General features: G+C 57.2%; 15 protein-coding genes. 4 read left to right on the forward strand and 11 right to left on the reverse strand.

Going from position 1 to position 15,275, the window contains the following annotated elements:
- Window positions 1-152 precede the first annotated feature (152 nt).
- A complete protein-coding gene (locus KDL09_RS23975; protein WP_294391054.1) occupies window positions 153-1,589 on the forward strand; it encodes an AAA family ATPase in 1,437 nt (478 codons plus the stop codon).
- 65 nt (window positions 1,590-1,654) lie between these two features.
- Here KDL09_RS23975 and KDL09_RS23980 read toward each other — a convergent pair whose 3' ends face one another.
- Genes KDL09_RS23980 through KDL09_RS23990 form a run of 3 tightly spaced genes read right to left on the reverse strand, consistent with a single transcriptional unit; the run spans window position 1,655 to window position 5,051 of the window.
- Window positions 1,655-3,238, reverse strand: coding sequence for an aldehyde dehydrogenase (NADP(+)) (locus KDL09_RS23980; RefSeq protein ID WP_294391059.1), 1,584 nt, complete (start codon window positions 3,236-3,238; stop codon window positions 1,655-1,657).
- Between the two features lie 30 nt (window positions 3,239-3,268).
- Window positions 3,269-4,096, reverse strand: coding sequence for a fumarylacetoacetate hydrolase family protein (locus tag KDL09_RS23985; protein WP_294391062.1), 828 nt, complete (start codon window positions 4,094-4,096; stop codon window positions 3,269-3,271).
- A 43-nt stretch (window positions 4,097-4,139) separates the two neighbouring features.
- Window positions 4,140-5,051 carry a MerR family transcriptional regulator gene (locus KDL09_RS23990; RefSeq protein WP_294391065.1) on the reverse strand — a complete coding sequence of 304 codons (912 nt, stop codon included), beginning with the start codon at window positions 5,049-5,051 and terminating at the stop codon, window positions 4,140-4,142.
- A gap of 96 nt (window positions 5,052-5,147) precedes the next feature.
- Here KDL09_RS23990 and KDL09_RS23995 point away from each other — a divergent pair, with 96 nt between their 5' ends.
- Entirely contained in the window at window positions 5,148-6,545 is a 1,398-nt protein-coding gene (locus tag KDL09_RS23995; RefSeq protein ID WP_294391067.1) for a nucleoside recognition domain-containing protein, read from the forward strand.
- Complete coding sequence (locus tag KDL09_RS24000) at window positions 6,542-7,804, forward strand: aspartate/glutamate racemase family protein (RefSeq protein WP_294391070.1); 1,263 nt, start codon at window positions 6,542-6,544, stop codon at window positions 7,802-7,804. Before KDL09_RS23995 ends, KDL09_RS24000 begins: the two co-directional genes overlap by 4 nt.
- 99 nt (window positions 7,805-7,903) lie before the next feature.
- Here the strand turns inward: KDL09_RS24000 and KDL09_RS24005 are convergent, their stop codons facing one another.
- From KDL09_RS24005 to KDL09_RS24040, 8 genes are all read right to left on the reverse strand, one after another.
- The gene (locus tag KDL09_RS24005) at window positions 7,904-8,422 is read right to left on the reverse strand and encodes a hypothetical protein (RefSeq protein ID WP_294391073.1); all 519 of its coding nucleotides are present in this window, start codon (window positions 8,420-8,422) and stop codon (window positions 7,904-7,906) included.
- 181 nt (window positions 8,423-8,603) lie between these two features.
- Window positions 8,604-8,828, reverse strand: a complete 225-nt coding sequence (locus KDL09_RS24010) for a hypothetical protein (RefSeq protein ID WP_294391075.1) — start codon at window positions 8,826-8,828, stop codon at window positions 8,604-8,606.
- A gap of 73 nt (window positions 8,829-8,901) precedes the next feature.
- Entirely contained in the window at window positions 8,902-9,417 is a 516-nt protein-coding gene (locus KDL09_RS24015; RefSeq protein ID WP_294391077.1) for a hypothetical protein, read from the reverse strand.
- A gap of 32 nt (window positions 9,418-9,449) precedes the next feature.
- Complete coding sequence (locus tag KDL09_RS24020; RefSeq protein ID WP_294391080.1) at window positions 9,450-10,295, reverse strand: hypothetical protein; 846 nt, start codon at window positions 10,293-10,295, stop codon at window positions 9,450-9,452.
- Between the two features lie 48 nt (window positions 10,296-10,343).
- A complete protein-coding gene (locus tag KDL09_RS24025) occupies window positions 10,344-11,000 on the reverse strand; it encodes an SOS response-associated peptidase (protein ID WP_294391083.1) in 657 nt (218 codons plus the stop codon).
- A 332-nt stretch (window positions 11,001-11,332) separates the two neighbouring features.
- Window positions 11,333-11,791 carry a hypothetical protein gene (locus KDL09_RS24030; protein WP_294391086.1) on the reverse strand — a complete coding sequence of 153 codons (459 nt, stop codon included), beginning with the start codon at window positions 11,789-11,791 and terminating at the stop codon, window positions 11,333-11,335.
- Window positions 11,788-13,944: an ATP-binding protein gene (locus KDL09_RS24035; RefSeq protein ID WP_294391089.1), complete on the reverse strand. Its 2,157-nt coding sequence runs from the start codon at window positions 13,942-13,944 to the stop codon at window positions 11,788-11,790. The genes KDL09_RS24030 and KDL09_RS24035 overlap by 4 nt, the downstream gene beginning before the upstream one ends.
- Before the next feature lie 107 nt (window positions 13,945-14,051).
- Window positions 14,052-14,417: a hypothetical protein gene (locus tag KDL09_RS24040; RefSeq protein WP_294391091.1), complete on the reverse strand. Its 366-nt coding sequence runs from the start codon at window positions 14,415-14,417 to the stop codon at window positions 14,052-14,054.
- Window positions 14,418-14,811: 394 nt separating this feature from the next.
- On the opposite strand from KDL09_RS24040, the gene KDL09_RS24045 reads away from it, so the two are divergent.
- Window positions 14,812-15,198 (forward strand): helix-turn-helix transcriptional regulator, encoded by a 387-nt coding sequence (locus KDL09_RS24045; RefSeq protein WP_294391096.1) that lies wholly within the window; start codon window positions 14,812-14,814, stop codon window positions 15,196-15,198.
- The last annotated feature ends 77 nt before the right edge of the window (window positions 15,199-15,275 follow it).

Here is a 15,275-nt window from a genome sequence, read left to right on the forward strand (position 1 = left end):
GCACGACGTTGTGCATGGAAGCACCGTGCACGCATCGTTTGTTGCGACGATTTGGATGCCAGTTTCATGCGCCAAGAAATCATTGGCGGCACGCTCTGTGCGCTCTTAAATCTCAGCAGGATTGTCCTTGCGGCTGTCTCACTCTTAAAACCATGCCAAACTCCTCCGCTCTCCGCGACGCCCTGACGCAGTCACCGAACAATCTTTCGCTGCTGTTGCTTTATGGACGCGCCTGTTTGGAAGAACTCCATCTGGACGAGGCACGGGAAGTTTTCACACGCGCACTGGACCTCGATCCGGATCAGACCGATGCCATGCTTGGAATCGCCAAAGTCCTGTTCATGGAGGGAAACACGTCCGGCGCGGCCGTTCGTGCTGAGCGTGTTATTTTCCTCGAACCCACCAACGCCCAGGCCCACCTGCTCCTCAGCCGCGTCTATTTGAGCGAGGGCGATCGCAGCAAGGCGATCGAGCACTTTGACCGTGCCGCGCAAATCGACGGCACGATGAGCGACCCTGCGCTGGAGCGTGAACTGGGCCGCACAGCACGTGATGCGCGCAAAACAGCCCCTGCCCCGGCCCCCGAGCCTCCCAGTCAGGAAGCGCCGGTTTCCAATGGCGGTGATCAGGATGAATTCTTCGACGATCCCTTCGACGATCCTCCCTACGACTGGCGTCCTGAAACCTTCTACACTCCCGGCGACCCCGAACGCGGCAACGTCACCTTCGCCGATGTCGGCGGCATGGAGGAATTGAAGGAAGAAATCCGCCTCAAGATCACCTATCCGCTTCAATTCCCGGATTTGTACAAAGCCTACGGACGCAAAACCGGCGGCGGCATCCTGATTTACGGCCCGCCCGGCTGTGGCAAAACGCTCATCCTCCGCGCCGTCGCAGGCGAGGTGCCCTGCAACTACCTTTCCGTCGGCCTGCACGAGATTTTTGATCCCTATTTCGGCAGCACCGAACGCAATCTGCATCAGATCTTCGAAACCGCGCGCGCCAACGCGCCCTGCGTGCTCGTCTTTGACGATATCGACTCCCTCGCCATGGACCGCCGCCAGATTCGTGAGAGCCAGATGCGCAATCTGGTGAACCAGTTTCTGCATGAGATGGACGGCATCCGTAGCGAAAACCAGCGCATTCTAGTCATTGGCGCAACAAACCAGCCATGGGCGCTCGATCCCGCCTTCCGTCGCCCGGGTCGTTTTGATCAGGCTATCTTTGTCCCGCCACCGGACGCTCCGGCGCGTGCACAAATCATCGAACTTCTCGCCAAGGACAAGCCGATCGCCGAATTCAACAACGCGGAACTCATCGAGGCCACCAACGGCTTCTCGGGAGCCGATTTGAAGTGGGTCTTTGACCGCGCTGCTGAACTCGCTCTCTCCGCTGCCATCCACACCGGCCAGCCGGTTCCGATAACCCTCGAACTCCTCCTCGCCGTCGCGAAAGCGCACGCGCCCAGCACGCGGGAATGGTTCGAAGGCGTCCGCACCCATGCCCAGCAGCAGGAAGGCCCGGACAGCATCTTCAACGACATGCGCAAGTTCCTCAACGCGCCGTCGAACACGAAGAAGGAGCGTTAGGAAGCACGGACTTTTCAGTCCGTGCCTACCTCAATCAAACATGGACTCGAAAGTCCGTGCACCCCTCACCGCTTCATCTCTCCATCCACGATGCGCATTGCGCCGCGAGGATTGGCATCCTGCAGCAGTTCAGGCAGCGCTTCTTCAGGGAAGCCCTGGTAGCAGACAGGACGCACAAAGCGGTAAATGCTACCGGTGCCGATGCTGGTGAAGAAGCTGTGGCTCGCGGCCGGATAGGGACCGCCGTGATGCATCGACGGGCAGACTTCGATGCCCGTGGGGAATCCATTGAAGATGATGCGGCCAACCTTGCGTTCCAACACGCGAACGAGCGGTGCAAAGTCGCGCAGATCCTGCTCGGTGCCATGCAGGGTGGCCGTGAGCTGACCTTCGAGACTGTTGGCGTAGCGCAGCATGTCTTCGAGGCTCGTGCATTGCGTGATGATCGAACACGGACCAAACACCTCGCGGCGCAATTCTTCATTAGACTCCAGCACGTCAACCGTGGTGGTGAAAATACGACAGGCAGCCTGGGAGGCGGTCTCGCTGGGAGGGGTCTCTGACTGCCCGATCAACTGCAGGCCACTGATGGTCTGCCACACGGCGGTGCCTGCATCATAGGCCTCGCAGATGCCGCGATGCAGCATCGTCTGCGGCGCCACTTTACCGGCCAGCGTTCCTGCGCTGCTGATGAACTCGTTCAATTCCGCGCCCTTCATGCCCAACACCACGGCGGGATTCGTGCAGAACTGGCCCACGCCCATCGTCACGGAACCCACATAGGCTTCCGCGATCTTCGAGGCGCGTTCCTTGAGCGCCCCCGGCAGCACAAAGACCGGATTCACCGAGCCCATCTCCGCGTAAACCGGAATCGGATGAGCACGGGCCGCCGCCACATCCATGAGCGCACGCCCCCCGCGCAGCGAGCCTGTGAAGGCCACCGCCTGGGTGAGCGGATGCTTGGTCAACGTTGTGCCGATGTCGTTGCCCTTGCCATGCAGGAGCGAGAAGCAAGCTGCCGGCAGACCCACTTTGTGCAGAGCCTTCCAGACCGCACGCGCGAGCATCTCACAGGTCCCCGGATGCGCTGGATGGCCTTTGACCACGACAGGGCAACCTGCTGCCAGCGCACAAACCGTGTCCGTGCCCACCACACCGATGGCGAAGGGAAAATTGCTCGCGCCAAAGACCACTACCGGACCAATCGGCAGCATCACGCGTCGCACGTCCGGCTTTGGCAGCGGTTGGCGATCGGGAATCGCATGGTCCACACAGGCGTTCGCCCAGGAGCCTTCACGGATCAGCGAGGCGAACAGCTTGCACTGGCTGATCGCACGACCGCGCTCGCCGGTGAGCCGCGCCATCGGCAGCGCACACTCCGCATGCGCGCGTTCAAGAAGCGCATCGCCGAGGGCGGTGATTTCATCGGCAATCGCATCCAGCAGCGAGGCGCGGGTTTCCGGAGTTGCGAAACGCAGCGCGTCAAAGGCACCGTCCGCAGCACGCATCGCCTCGTCTGCTTCCGCATGCGTCGCGTCGCCAAACGCCGGTTCAAGCTGGGCGCTGGTTGAAGGGTTGAAGGCGTGAAAGAGATGGCCTTGAGGAGCCGCGTCGCGGCCGGCAATGAGGTGATTTCCAGTGAGTGTCATGGTGGGAGAATTTTGAACAGAAGAAGACAATTATGCCATCGGATTCACGAGCGTGCCGATCCCGTCGATGGTGATCTTGACGACATCGCCGCTTTGCAGAGTGAATTCGTCACCTGGCACGATTCCAGTGCCGGTCATGAGAAAAGTCCCGGTCGGAAAGGTGTTGTCGCGGAAGAGGAATCCGGCGAGTTCCTGAGGGCTGCGTTTCAATTGAGAAACTGTCGTTTCACCTTCAAAGACGCAGGCTTCATGGCGGTCGATCTGCAGATGGATGCGCGTAGCGGGATCAGGAGCATCGCTTTGAACCAGCAGTGCGGGTCCCAGTGCGGCGCAGAGCTTGAAGCATTTCGCCTGCGGCAGATAGAGCGGGTTTTCTCCTTCAATGTCGCGGCAGGAAAGGTCATTGCCCACGGTGTAGCCGACGATCTCGCCGCGTGAGTTGAGGCAGAGAGTCAGTTCCGGCTCGGGCACCATCCACTTCGAATCACTGCGCAGATGCATCGGCTGGCCGGGATTCGCCACGCGCTGCGGTGTTGCCTTGAAGAAAATCTCCGGGCGCTCCGCGGCATACACACGGTCATAGAAACTGCCCCCGCCAGCATCCTTGCTCTCTTCCATGCGCGCGGTGCGGCTGCGGAAGTAGGTCACGCCGGCCGCCCACACTTCCTGAGAAACGATCGGAGCGAGAATGCTCTCCGGCTCCGGTGCGTTCACCTCCGGCGTTGTATCAACGATCTGCGTGAGGTAGGCGGGCAGGCCCACGAGTTCGAGCAGGGCATCCCAGTTGGTCTCGGGCACAGCGTGCCAGGAGGTCGCAGTTTGAATGAAGCAGCCGGTGGTTGTACGATAAAGAAGCATATCGCGCGAAGACTAGAGGGGGCAGAGCCGCGTGCAACCCACGTCACCGTTGATTCTTGCAGAGAGCCTCATCGAGTCCGTGCAGACAGCTCACCCATTGAATCCGCACCTCCGGAAGACGCGCACGATAGCCCTCCGCTGCACGCCCCCCCACGATCAATCGCATCCCCTCCGGCAGCAATTCGCGCATACGGCGAAGTTTTTCCTCGATGACCGGACAGTTCTCCGGATAAACCACGCTCAGCGCCACGGCAGTGGCATGACGGGCGACGGCGCAGGCGGAAATCTCCTCCACCGGCAGGTTCGGTCCGAGGTAGGTCACATGCCAACCCAAATCACGCGCGGATGCGGCCACGATCAACGCACCCAGTTCATGAAGTTCTCCCGCTGGAGTAGCAACAATGAGCTCCGGAGCATGCGCAGCAGTCTGGCTGCCTGGCACCGGAGTCATCAACAGCTCACGAATCACCGATGTCGCGATGTGTTCGTGACTCGGCCGGAGACTGCCATGTTGCCAGCTGTTGCCGATTTGAACAATCAGCGGGCAAATCACCTGATGCAGCATGCCGCGCTGTCCCAACTGGCGCCGCGCCTGCAGCAGCAGCTGCCGAAGACCGTCAGAGTCGTACTTCTTCGAAGCGGCCACACAGGCCTCCACGAACGCTTCTGGCTCCATCGCATTCTCGGCCGGTGCGGCGGTTGCCAGCACTAAAGGCGTTTTACTCACCAGTTCCTCCAGCTCGGCGGTGGAAAGCCCCGCCACGCGTCCGATACGGTGTCCGTTCTCCGTGAGCACCTTGAGCAGTTTCAGGCGCTTCACCGCCTCGTCACAATACATGCGGCGGTTTGTCTGGGTGCGGCTCGGACTCAGCGCATTGTAGCGTCGTTCCCAGATGCGGATGACATGCTGGCTGAGACCGCAGAGCTTGCTTGCGAGCTGGATTGGACAGGGCATGGAAGGGAGTAAAGACAGTTGCCTCTTGAGGCTTGAGCATGAACGTTTACGCATCGCCGCCGCCTCTGGCTACCGCGTTGTTGTCATTTCCTCCGCATGCTGAACTACATCTGGTCCTTCCTCCTGCTCGCCGGCCTCTGCGCCGCCGCTCTTTTTGGCAATGTGTCGGGAGACTCCGGCATCGTCGCCGCCATCCTTTCCAAATCGAAGGCAGCCGTGATGGACATCGCGCTGCCCCTGGCCGGGCTCATGATTTTCTGGCTCGGCGTCATGCGCGTCATGGAAAAGGCCGGGCTGCTGGAGCTCGCGGCGCGCGCCCTCTCCCCCATCATGCGCAGGCTCTTTCCTGATGTGCCGCGCGATCATCCTGCGATGAGCGCCATGATCATGAACCTCGCAGCCAACATGCTCGGCCTCGGCAACAGCGCCACGCCGCTCGGCCTGAAGGCGATGACGCATCTGCAGGAGCTCAATCCGAACAAGAACACCGCCAGCAATGCGATGGTGACCTTCCTCGCCATGAACACCGCCGCCTTCACGCTGATGCCCATGACGGCCATCAACTACCTCAACGCGGCGAGCATCAAGGGCGCGCATCAGATCATCGTGCCGACCATTCTCGCCACCGCCTGCACCGTCGTCACCGCCGTCGTCGCGGCAAAGCTCTACGGCCGGCTGCCCTTCTTCGCTCTTCAGCCTGATGATCTGGTGGAATCCGCCGCCGCAACCGCGGATCAAACCAGCGGCGCCACCGGCACGATCACGCCAAAGCGGAAGTTCTGGATGATCGCGCTGTTCGTCCTCTTCGGCGCCTGCGCCACGCTTGAGTTCCTCCCCGCCACCGTGCGACAGAATGTGCTGCAAACCACCGGCCTCAGCCAGGTCGTGGAGAAGGCGAAACACAAACCTGCCGCCGCAAAAGCTTCCGCAGATGCCACCGAGACACAGATCGAGCCCGTGTGGAAGCGCTTTATGAACGGCGGCTCCGGCCTTGCCATTCCCATCGTGCTCGTCGTCACGCTTGGTGTCGGAATGGCCAAGGGCGTGAAGGTCTATGAAGAATTCGTCGAAGGAGCGAAAGAAGGCTTCGCCGTCGCCACGCGCATCATGCCCTTCCTTGTCGCCATGCTTGCCGCGCTCGCGGTGTTTAACAGCTCCGGCATGCTGCTGCTGCTCGAGTACGTGCTGCGGCCCGTGCTCGGCTTCATCGGCTTTCCCGTGGAACTGCTGCCCATGGCCCTCATGCGTCCCCTCACCGGCTCCGGCTCGCTGGGCGTGCTCAATGACATTCTCCTGCGTCCTGAGATCAGCGAGCAGCTCAAGTTCACCGCCGCCATCATGTATGGCTCCACCGAAACCACCTTTTATGTCCTCGCCGTTTACTTCGGCAGCGTCGGCATCCGCCGCGTCCGCCATGCGCTCGCCGCGGGACTGACAGCTGACATAGTTGGCATGGCGATGGCTGTCATTCTTGGAAAACTCCTCTTCACATGAAAGCGCTCGCCGTCCTGCTGCTGTTCGTTGGCCCGCTTCACGCGGGTGATCTCATCGAACATGTACGCAGTCATCCCGACGGCAAAGCCGCCTTCACCTTCGAAGCCGGCGCCTGGAGTGATGCGGAAGCCACACGCCATCTGCCCATCGGCGTGTTCGACTCCGGCATCGGCGGCCTCACCGTGCTCGAGGCGCTGCTGACGCTCGACGTTTTTCACAACGACACACTGCAGCCCGGCGCCGACGGCGTGCCAGACTTCGCCCAGGAGCGCTTCATCTACTTTGGTGATCAGGCCAACATGCCCTACGGCAACTACAGCGCCGTCAACCGCACCGACTACCTTCGCGAACTCATCGTGAAGGACGCCATCTTCCTCCTCGGCCGTCGCGCCTGGCCCGTGCAGGGCGAGACACCGCTCTACACGAAGCCGCCCGTCAAAGCCATCGTCATCGCCTGCAACACCGCCACCGCTTACGGTCTCGAGGACATCCGCAAGGCTCTCGCCGCATGGAAGCTTCCCGTCATCGTCGTCGGTGTGGTTGAAGCCGGAGCACGGGGCGTGCTCGAATCGAACACCACCGGTGGCATCGGAGTACTCGCCACCGTCGGCACCTGCGCCAGCGGCGTCTATCCGCGCACCATCACGCAAACGCTCGGCCTTGCGGGCAAGAGCGTCCCCGTCATCGCCCAGCAGGGCAGTCCTACCCTGGCCGGTGCCATCGAGGGCGACGCGGCGTTTCCTGACTCCGTCGCCGCCTACGCCTTGAAGGAAGCACGCGCCCTTGCGGAAGCTTACCGCGATTCCAAACCGCAAGCACCGCTGCAGACCATCGTCCTCGGCTGCACGCATTACCCGCTCGCCAAAAGCGAGATCGACACCGCCTTCGATTCGTTGCGCAAGGAAGCCGCCTTCAGCCAGATGATCGCCGAACAACGCCTCTTCGTGAATCCCGCCGAAGCCACCGCCAGGGAGCTGTTCCGCGAACTCGCCCGATCCAAGCTCCGCCTCAAACCCGGCGAGACCTGCGCCCTCGACCGCGGCCAGTTCTACCTCTCCGTTCCACGCGTCGAAGAAGTCGGCATCCAGCTCACCGCCGACGGCAGCCTCGACAAAGACTACAAGTACTCCCGCTCTCCCGGCCAAATGGACTTCGAGGACACCAAAAACATCCCCCTCACTCCGGACCTGCTCCCCGCCAACAGTCTCAAGCTCGTGCGTGAACGGCTCCCCGCCGTGTGGCAGAGCCTCACACGCTGAGTCATCCCACAAGCGAGCAAGTCAGCCGCCTCCCGAGAATCGCCACTCACCCACACCGGGCGACTCCGACCCGCCACCTCGTTTGAACTTCAGCTAACGTCATTTGTAGACTGGATTCAGAACCCTCCATCCTTCGGGTGTCTCCGCCACCAGCAACTGCTGCTGGAAGACGCCGCCGTCAGGAAGACGCCGTACTTCGGTCACAAGAACCACTTTGTCAGCGTGCGGCTCCCGCTTGGTGAAAAACGACTCCCCCCCCTCAACGTCCGGCCAGCTGGCGGTCGTGCTCATGCGGAATCCCGAAGCCAATGCCTCCGAGGTCCTGGCAATCATCCCCTCGTCAACGAAGTCCTTGTAGCCAGCCCTCTGCAGCATCAGCCTCGCCTCCGTTTTGAAATCCTTGGCCGCAACCGCCGCCTCAATGTCGTGTCGGCGGTAGGCGTCCTCCAGGCAGAGAATCGCTCCCTCTGGCGATGTGAAATCTCGGGCGACGGGAGGCAGGGCTTTGAGTTCGGCGTATGCCTCTTCTCGCGCCTGCTCCACGCCGGATTGATGCAGCGCACGATAGGCGACGTTGGCGACAACAGCCAGGACAACGATGACAAGGGCTCTCTTCATTTCAGCGACGGTGTGGTCTGACGGGTTGATGAGAACCAATTCCGCCGCACACGTCAATCCTATTGGAAGCAACAGCCGTAGCCCCCTCCATCTCCGCTCTTCGAGCTCCGACGAACCAGGAACCAGGAACAAAGAACCAAGAACTCTCCACGTCTCCCCATCTCAAAGTCTCCCCCCCCGCTCATGGCTCACGCTCACCACGAATCAGATAAACAATCCCGGCAGCGAGAAACACGGCGGCAAACACCCACGGCACGATCCCGACGTATTCAAGCAAGGCGTTAAAAAGCTGCTTGCTCCAGCTCATGCGCGGTCCTCCGCCATACCAGAGGGCGAAAACGTAACGCGACAAAAACAACACCACTGCCAGACAGCAGAAGGCAACACCGGCGGATCGTTTGCTCATAAAAGGGTCGAATTACCTGATGTTTTACGCGGTGGCGACGGCGAGCGCAAGACTCCGCTCATGCGACCGACTGCTACGAGCCGTTGCCACCAGCGCTTTGTTCGGCTGTAGCGATCCTCTGGGTGAGGGGAAAAATGGACGGTCTGGCTTCAGGATAGATATCTCCATCATCAACGATGGTCCGAACTCCACTTTCCAGGTCCGTATGGACATAACTTTTTGTCAGTGATCTGAGCCCGTCCAGCCTCTCAAGAATGAACAAACCACCCTCGCGTGCGAGACGTAGTCGAGGCCAGATTTGACGGTCCAAGGAAAGCTCAATTCCATTGGGGTCCGTGAATGCGTAGGTGCCGGAATAGTTGGAGAAGCCGTTGCCCCATGTATACAGCCACACCTTGGAATCAGGCAGGAAATGCAAGGTCAGAATGGATCCATCCGAGTCAGCTCCGAGATTTGAGCTGTCTTTAAATACCATCTCCCCATGTCGGTTGATCGCCTCGTGAAACAGCTTCGAAAGGCCGGCCTTTTCGGTGACTGACTGGCACCCACCGAATAGAAATCCCAGCAAGAGAGGTAAGACGAATTTCATTTTAAAGCCGAACGTTCAAGACCTGCCACCCGCTACTGGGAGCGCCCTTCCGGTTCGGGTTTGGTTTTTTTCTTGCCCTCAGCATTCGACTCCAAAGAGGTGGCGGGTCGGACAGCGTCGCCTTGTTCGGCAGTTGGTTTGATATTTAGCCTATGAATCACCAAGCAGGAGAATTCCCGGGGAGTTTTATCAACCGGCATCCCTAGCGCGGTCAGAATCTCATCAGGATTCATTTCCTGCGTGAGAGTCGACAAGCGGTATCGGCTGAGTTCTTTATCCTTCGTGTCGAGTATCATTTGAAATTCGTCAGTCGCCTTCCGTGCGCATCGATGCAGCACGCAGAGAACTGGGAGCTTGGAGAGAAGACCGTTCGATCTATAGTAGTCCGCATCGGGCGTCCATGTTTCTGGATAGGGCTTGGCGATATCGCTAACCAACCGGCAAGGGAACGTCTTCTTCTTCAGCTCAAACTTAAGTCCCAGATCTTTGCCGAGATCCCGCAGGAACTTCAATCGGCTCTCCATGTCATCATAGGGAACAACTGCAGAGAAGAAACGATCCTCGGGCAAATTCTCCGCGCCGACATAAATATACCGCGTGTGCGCTTTGTTGAGATAGTGAACACCTTGGTGTCTGGGGAAGAGCTCTTGCAATATTCTGCCAGGATTGGCCTCGACGATCTTAAAACATCCCGCAGAACTATGCCAAACCTCATCTTTGGGCGCGGGACTTATGATTTGCCCCTGATAGTCATACTGCACCTTATCTTTAGCGGACAAAAGTCCACTGAGCATGACAAAGCCAACAGTGGTAATCGCGTGCCTTTTCATTGCCGACCATCTAAGCCGTGGCCACAGCGGACACAAGGCTTCCTTCATGCCGCCTGCTCCCGTCTCAGAGTCTCCCCATCTCCAAGTCTCCCCCTCTCAGAACAACCCCAGATCCCCCTGCTCCGGCACAATCGGCTTGATGCACTCGGGACCGTCGAAACCCCTCTGGTTCACCCGGCGTGTCACCGGGTAGGCTTCCATCAGCTCCGGCGGAAAGCTCGTGAGCATCGGTTGCAGCTCTTCGGGCCGCGCCTCCGGTATCAGCCAGGAGCGCCACAGCGGCTGCGGCAGGATCACCGGCATGCGGTCGATCACCCGGGCCACCACGCGGTTGGCCGGAGCGCTCACGATGGTGAAATTCTCCGCATCCGGGCGCTCTTCCCACAGACCGGCGAAGCACATCAAAGAGTCGTCCTTCAGGTGCAGGTGCCAGGGCTGGCGGTAGCGGCCCACATCCTCCGAATCATAAAAGCCGTGGGCCAGGATCAGGCAGCGCTGCTGCCGGAAGGCCTTCTTGAACATCGGCAGCATTCCCACCGTTTCTCCCCGCGCCATCATCTGCCGTCCCCGCGGCGTGCTGAAGCCGAAGTTCATCATGCTGATCCTCGCCCTGCCTTCCCGCACCGTGATCACCGGCGCCGGCGCGGACGGCGGCACGCGATGGCACACCTTCGGCTCGATCCGCACGTCGCTGAACTCCCATTCAGCAAAGGCCTGCTGCATCCGGTCCTTGTAGCGCAGGAGATTGCACATGGTTCACGCCGCCCCTCCCCGGTCCGCTGAACCGGACGGCCGCCCCGGTGCCTGTTCATCGGCGTTCAGGCCGGCCCATGGCAGCGCGGTGGCAGTGGCGGTCATCATCTCAAATCATGGCCCACCGCCTCCGGCCCTGTCAATTCGGGAACAACGGCGGTCGTCCCATCTCCCGGTCTCAAAGCCTCCTCGTTCATGTGCTCCGTAGCCTGAGAGAAGGACGCATCCCCCTCCTCCCGCCTGTCACAGATCGTCCCCTTTCCCTTGCCTTTCAGCCAGTTGCTCACCGCCCTACCCATTTCCCTATTCCGGCCCGATTTTTGGGGTTCGCTTCACAGGCCAAAAGCATCCAAAACAATACGATAAAATTCAGCCATCGGCCTAGCCAAGTCTCTCCGCAATACTTTCCTAATGTTGGCCTGTTGAGAGAGATTCGTTTCGTTGATCTCTGCGTGCTTATCCGTGTAAATTACTATGGGTATATCACTTAGATCGGGCTCTGCCTGAATAGCTTTTGCCAATTCCACCCCCGCACTTTGAGCTTTCCGATCAAATAAATCGATCAAAAAACCGGCAACCACCCCACCGTCCCCTTCGATCTCCTGACGCTGCCTATCTACGAAGTCCAACGACTTAGCAATCAGCACTCCGCATATTGTTGCAACGCCAACATTTCCATGTGTATTTCTTTCAATAACCACTTTAAGCAGATTGGGGAAACTAGCAGGGGAATCATCCATATCGTCAATGATGATAATCCATTTTCTAGGCACCGATGGAAAAGAATTCACGGTGATGATTCTGGCACAGGTAGAAATAGGCAGCAAGTCGTATGTGATTGATCCGAATGAATTGTCAATGATGCCCCCCCACCGTGCATTCTCGCCGCACACCAAATAATGACCGACCCCCAACCCAAACCCGGCAACAATGAAAACTCTCCCACATCGGTAGCGAACAAAGTGTTAACTGCTGCTACAATCCTCCCGTCTGGTGCTTTCCCATTATGAGACACCGAAATCTCAATCTGCGAGTTTACTTCATCTCGGAAAATTGAAATCGAAACTTTTCCATCTTTCTTTTCCGATCCCCATTCTAATCCATGCTCAATCGCATTTTGGATCATATTGAAAATTGCGTGTCCGATCAATACCTCGTCTCCATGAACATTTAGATCGGTATTTTCCTCAGAACAGATAATTTCGATCTCCACAGGGAGCCCCCTTCGCAATGACCCTACAACGTCCTCAGTGGCATCTTTACACAAACGCTTTACATTCACCATCTTACCTCTGCTTCTTATTAAGGGCTGATCTTGAGGTGCGCTGCATCGCATTAGATAACCCAAAGTCGCACACACATCCGCCCAGTTTGATGCACGCATCATAAAATCCATTGCTGAAGCCAACAATGAACGTTTATGGTCCTCGTCTAAACCGACAGAGTCGCCGGATGATGATTCAAGGATTAAATCAACGGCACATGTTGCCGATTGTAGAGATTTACGCAGGTCATGCGCCTCCATATATAACGACAACAATGATGCTGTTGTGAGTTGTCTTGAATCAAATGCCTCGGCCAATCGAATTGCAATCGCAACTTGCTCCGAGTAACGCACGATGCCCTTTTCTATCACAGCCACATGTCTCTCAGGGAATTTACCGAAGTCAGTCTCGCCACTTGGGAAAATGTCACCGCCAAACACAATCATCACCCCCCATATCTGCTGAGGACCGTTTGGATTTGTTGGTGGCTGGCCATAGATTGGAACAACAATCAGCGAACCTAGATTTTTTCCAATATCAGGAAAATCAACCTCAGCATCTCTTAGCACAGAAAACGCTTTGCGATCATCCTGCAATCTCATGAACAAAGCGCTGTCTGGACCAAAAGAGTCGTGTATCTGAATTTCTTCAAATTCAACCTTTGTTCTCGCGGCATCCACAGAAACGTCAGCGAGTTTAGTAAAGCAGTCACGAGCTATTTCGAATTTGAAAATTGCTACTTTTTGAAATGGCCCATCACTTACCAAGTGATTTTTGATTAGCCCATTGGAAATAGTTTCAGCCAATCTGGCTAAGCTATATCCAGGCTCCCTTAACATGTCTAACAAACTCTCAGCTTCACCGATTTCTCCCGCCAATTGAGTGATGTTGGCGGACAAACCTACAAGACATTCATTGAAATCGGTCGCCCCAATTGGGCCCCTTATGTGATTTTTATTAGTTGCCAAAATGATTTTTTCACCCGTGTCAGGCTTTGTGAAGACCTCCCTGGGAATATTACTTGCTTGCCCTGAACTCAGTACTGCCTCGTCCTGCGCCCAAAAAAACCTATTCTCAACTTTTGCATCCGGACGCAATTCCTCGTCTGTCCGGCCTATAACTTGACCTTTGGATTTTTTTAAAGCGTCTGCCAAGGTCTTGTTTACATATATGAACCGATGATCTGCACTTTTTGCAAAAGCAAAGCCCGAGAATTTGTCGAGAAAGCGTTCAAAAAAATCCAACTGATTGATGACATCATTTATGTTAAGGTGAACTCCTGTTATCGTGTTTGCACTTTTTGAACTGGTCACCAATACTCGTCTCGCGAGCACGCAAGTCACCCAAAGGTATCGATATGAAAATTGGTTCCGGTTATAAACTAATCGATATTTAATCTGCCCTTGGGATAAGCGCCTGTTTACAATTCCCTCAAAAGCAGCAACCACATCAACTCTGTCTTCTGGATGGATCAAACTGGCAAATGTTGAATCCTCATTAATGTTTGATAGGCGCAAATGCTCTAAGAAGGCTGCGGTAACATACAGTGTCGGTTCTTTCGATGAATAATCGAATACAAATAGAGGTAAAGACCATCCATCCAAGTCTCTGATCGCTTCAATATTTGCACCGGCTGCTTTTCGAATCGGAACGGAATCGAGTTTCGGTATAATCGCCATACAGAATCTTGGATCTTCAATTGGTTGTTCAAATCAAATATTTAAAACTGATTTATCCGCAATTGTTGTAATACATTAGTACATTTTAACGAATGCCTGAATCTCAATTAACCTTTCCAATGGCTCGCTAGCTCTTTCTGAGGGACGGCGTCAGCCCCTCGGCAACCAATTAGAATGACCTTCGGTACAGCGACTTTCGCAATAGCGCGACCAATCTTGCGTTGGGCTTCGGTAGCCTTGTCGCCTTCGAGCACTTCGCGTTTGATGACTTTGGTTATCAGGGCTTGACGGATATTTTCGTTGTCGAAGCGTACGCCGGGCGAGACCTTTTTCAGTTCAAGCCGCATCGTATCCACCACTGAATCGCTGACAACCATGGCACCGAAGAGGAAACGGATCACAGCCTGACGCTGAGTGTGGTACTCGTAGAGGGAGGTCGCCAGACGTTCGGAGACTTTGGAGGGAATGGCCATGGCCGGAAGGGAGTGAATCAGGTGGAGAATCGAGCTGTCCGTTCGAAATGATCGTGATTTAAGCCCAAAAGGACTGCTCCTGTCTATTGGCAGACCTGCCAATACCGGTGATTTTTTGAGGTGCCTCTCAAGAATGCCGGCAGGCACTCAAGCATGGAAGGGGTCTAATTCCCGGTCTGACGGGGACCGGAGATCCCCGTTCCTTGAGGGAGCAGGCTCCGTTTTCGTGAATCCACTCATTCTGAGCAACTCAGGCAAAGCGTTAAAGATGCCGCTCAATATTACCTAGGTCTTCGATTCACGCTTGAATCAGTCAATGGCCAATGGACGGGACGGCAGGGCGTGGGCAGCATCGGCGCGAACGATCCCAGCCAGGACCTGATCTCTGCCTGCCATGAAGCCGAAGGAACGTCGCGGTCGACGTGTCTCCTGTTCACCTCCCGTAGATTCCTTCGTCTCCCCGTTCCCGAGGGCGCGGCGCAGGCCGGTGTTTGAGCTGACGCCGCAGCAGGTGATCGAGCACTGCCGGAGGAACGGGCACTGCCTGAGCTGCGCGGGGCAGGCGCTGGCCCTGCGCGCCTGCATGGAACGGCTGGGCTGGAGCATTTCCGAGCTGGCGGAGCACTCCGGCGTGTCCCGTTCCCACCTCTCGGAGATCCTCATGGTGAAGACTTCGGCCTCCCTGGACGTTCTCGACGCCCTGGCGGCGAGCGTTGGTTTGCAGTTCTTTGAGCTGTGTCTGCTGGCGGCATTCTGCCTAAGATCTGAACTGTCGGGATAACGCCATTTACCGGAACCGAGGGGCGTGGGAGGATCGGCCCATGACTGCGGCACCCACCAGCCAGCCTTTCCGCCAAC

The organism is Prosthecobacter sp. (assembly GCF_020439865.1).
In the GTDB taxonomy this organism is placed as follows: domain Bacteria; phylum Verrucomicrobiota; class Verrucomicrobiia; order Verrucomicrobiales; family Verrucomicrobiaceae; genus Prosthecobacter.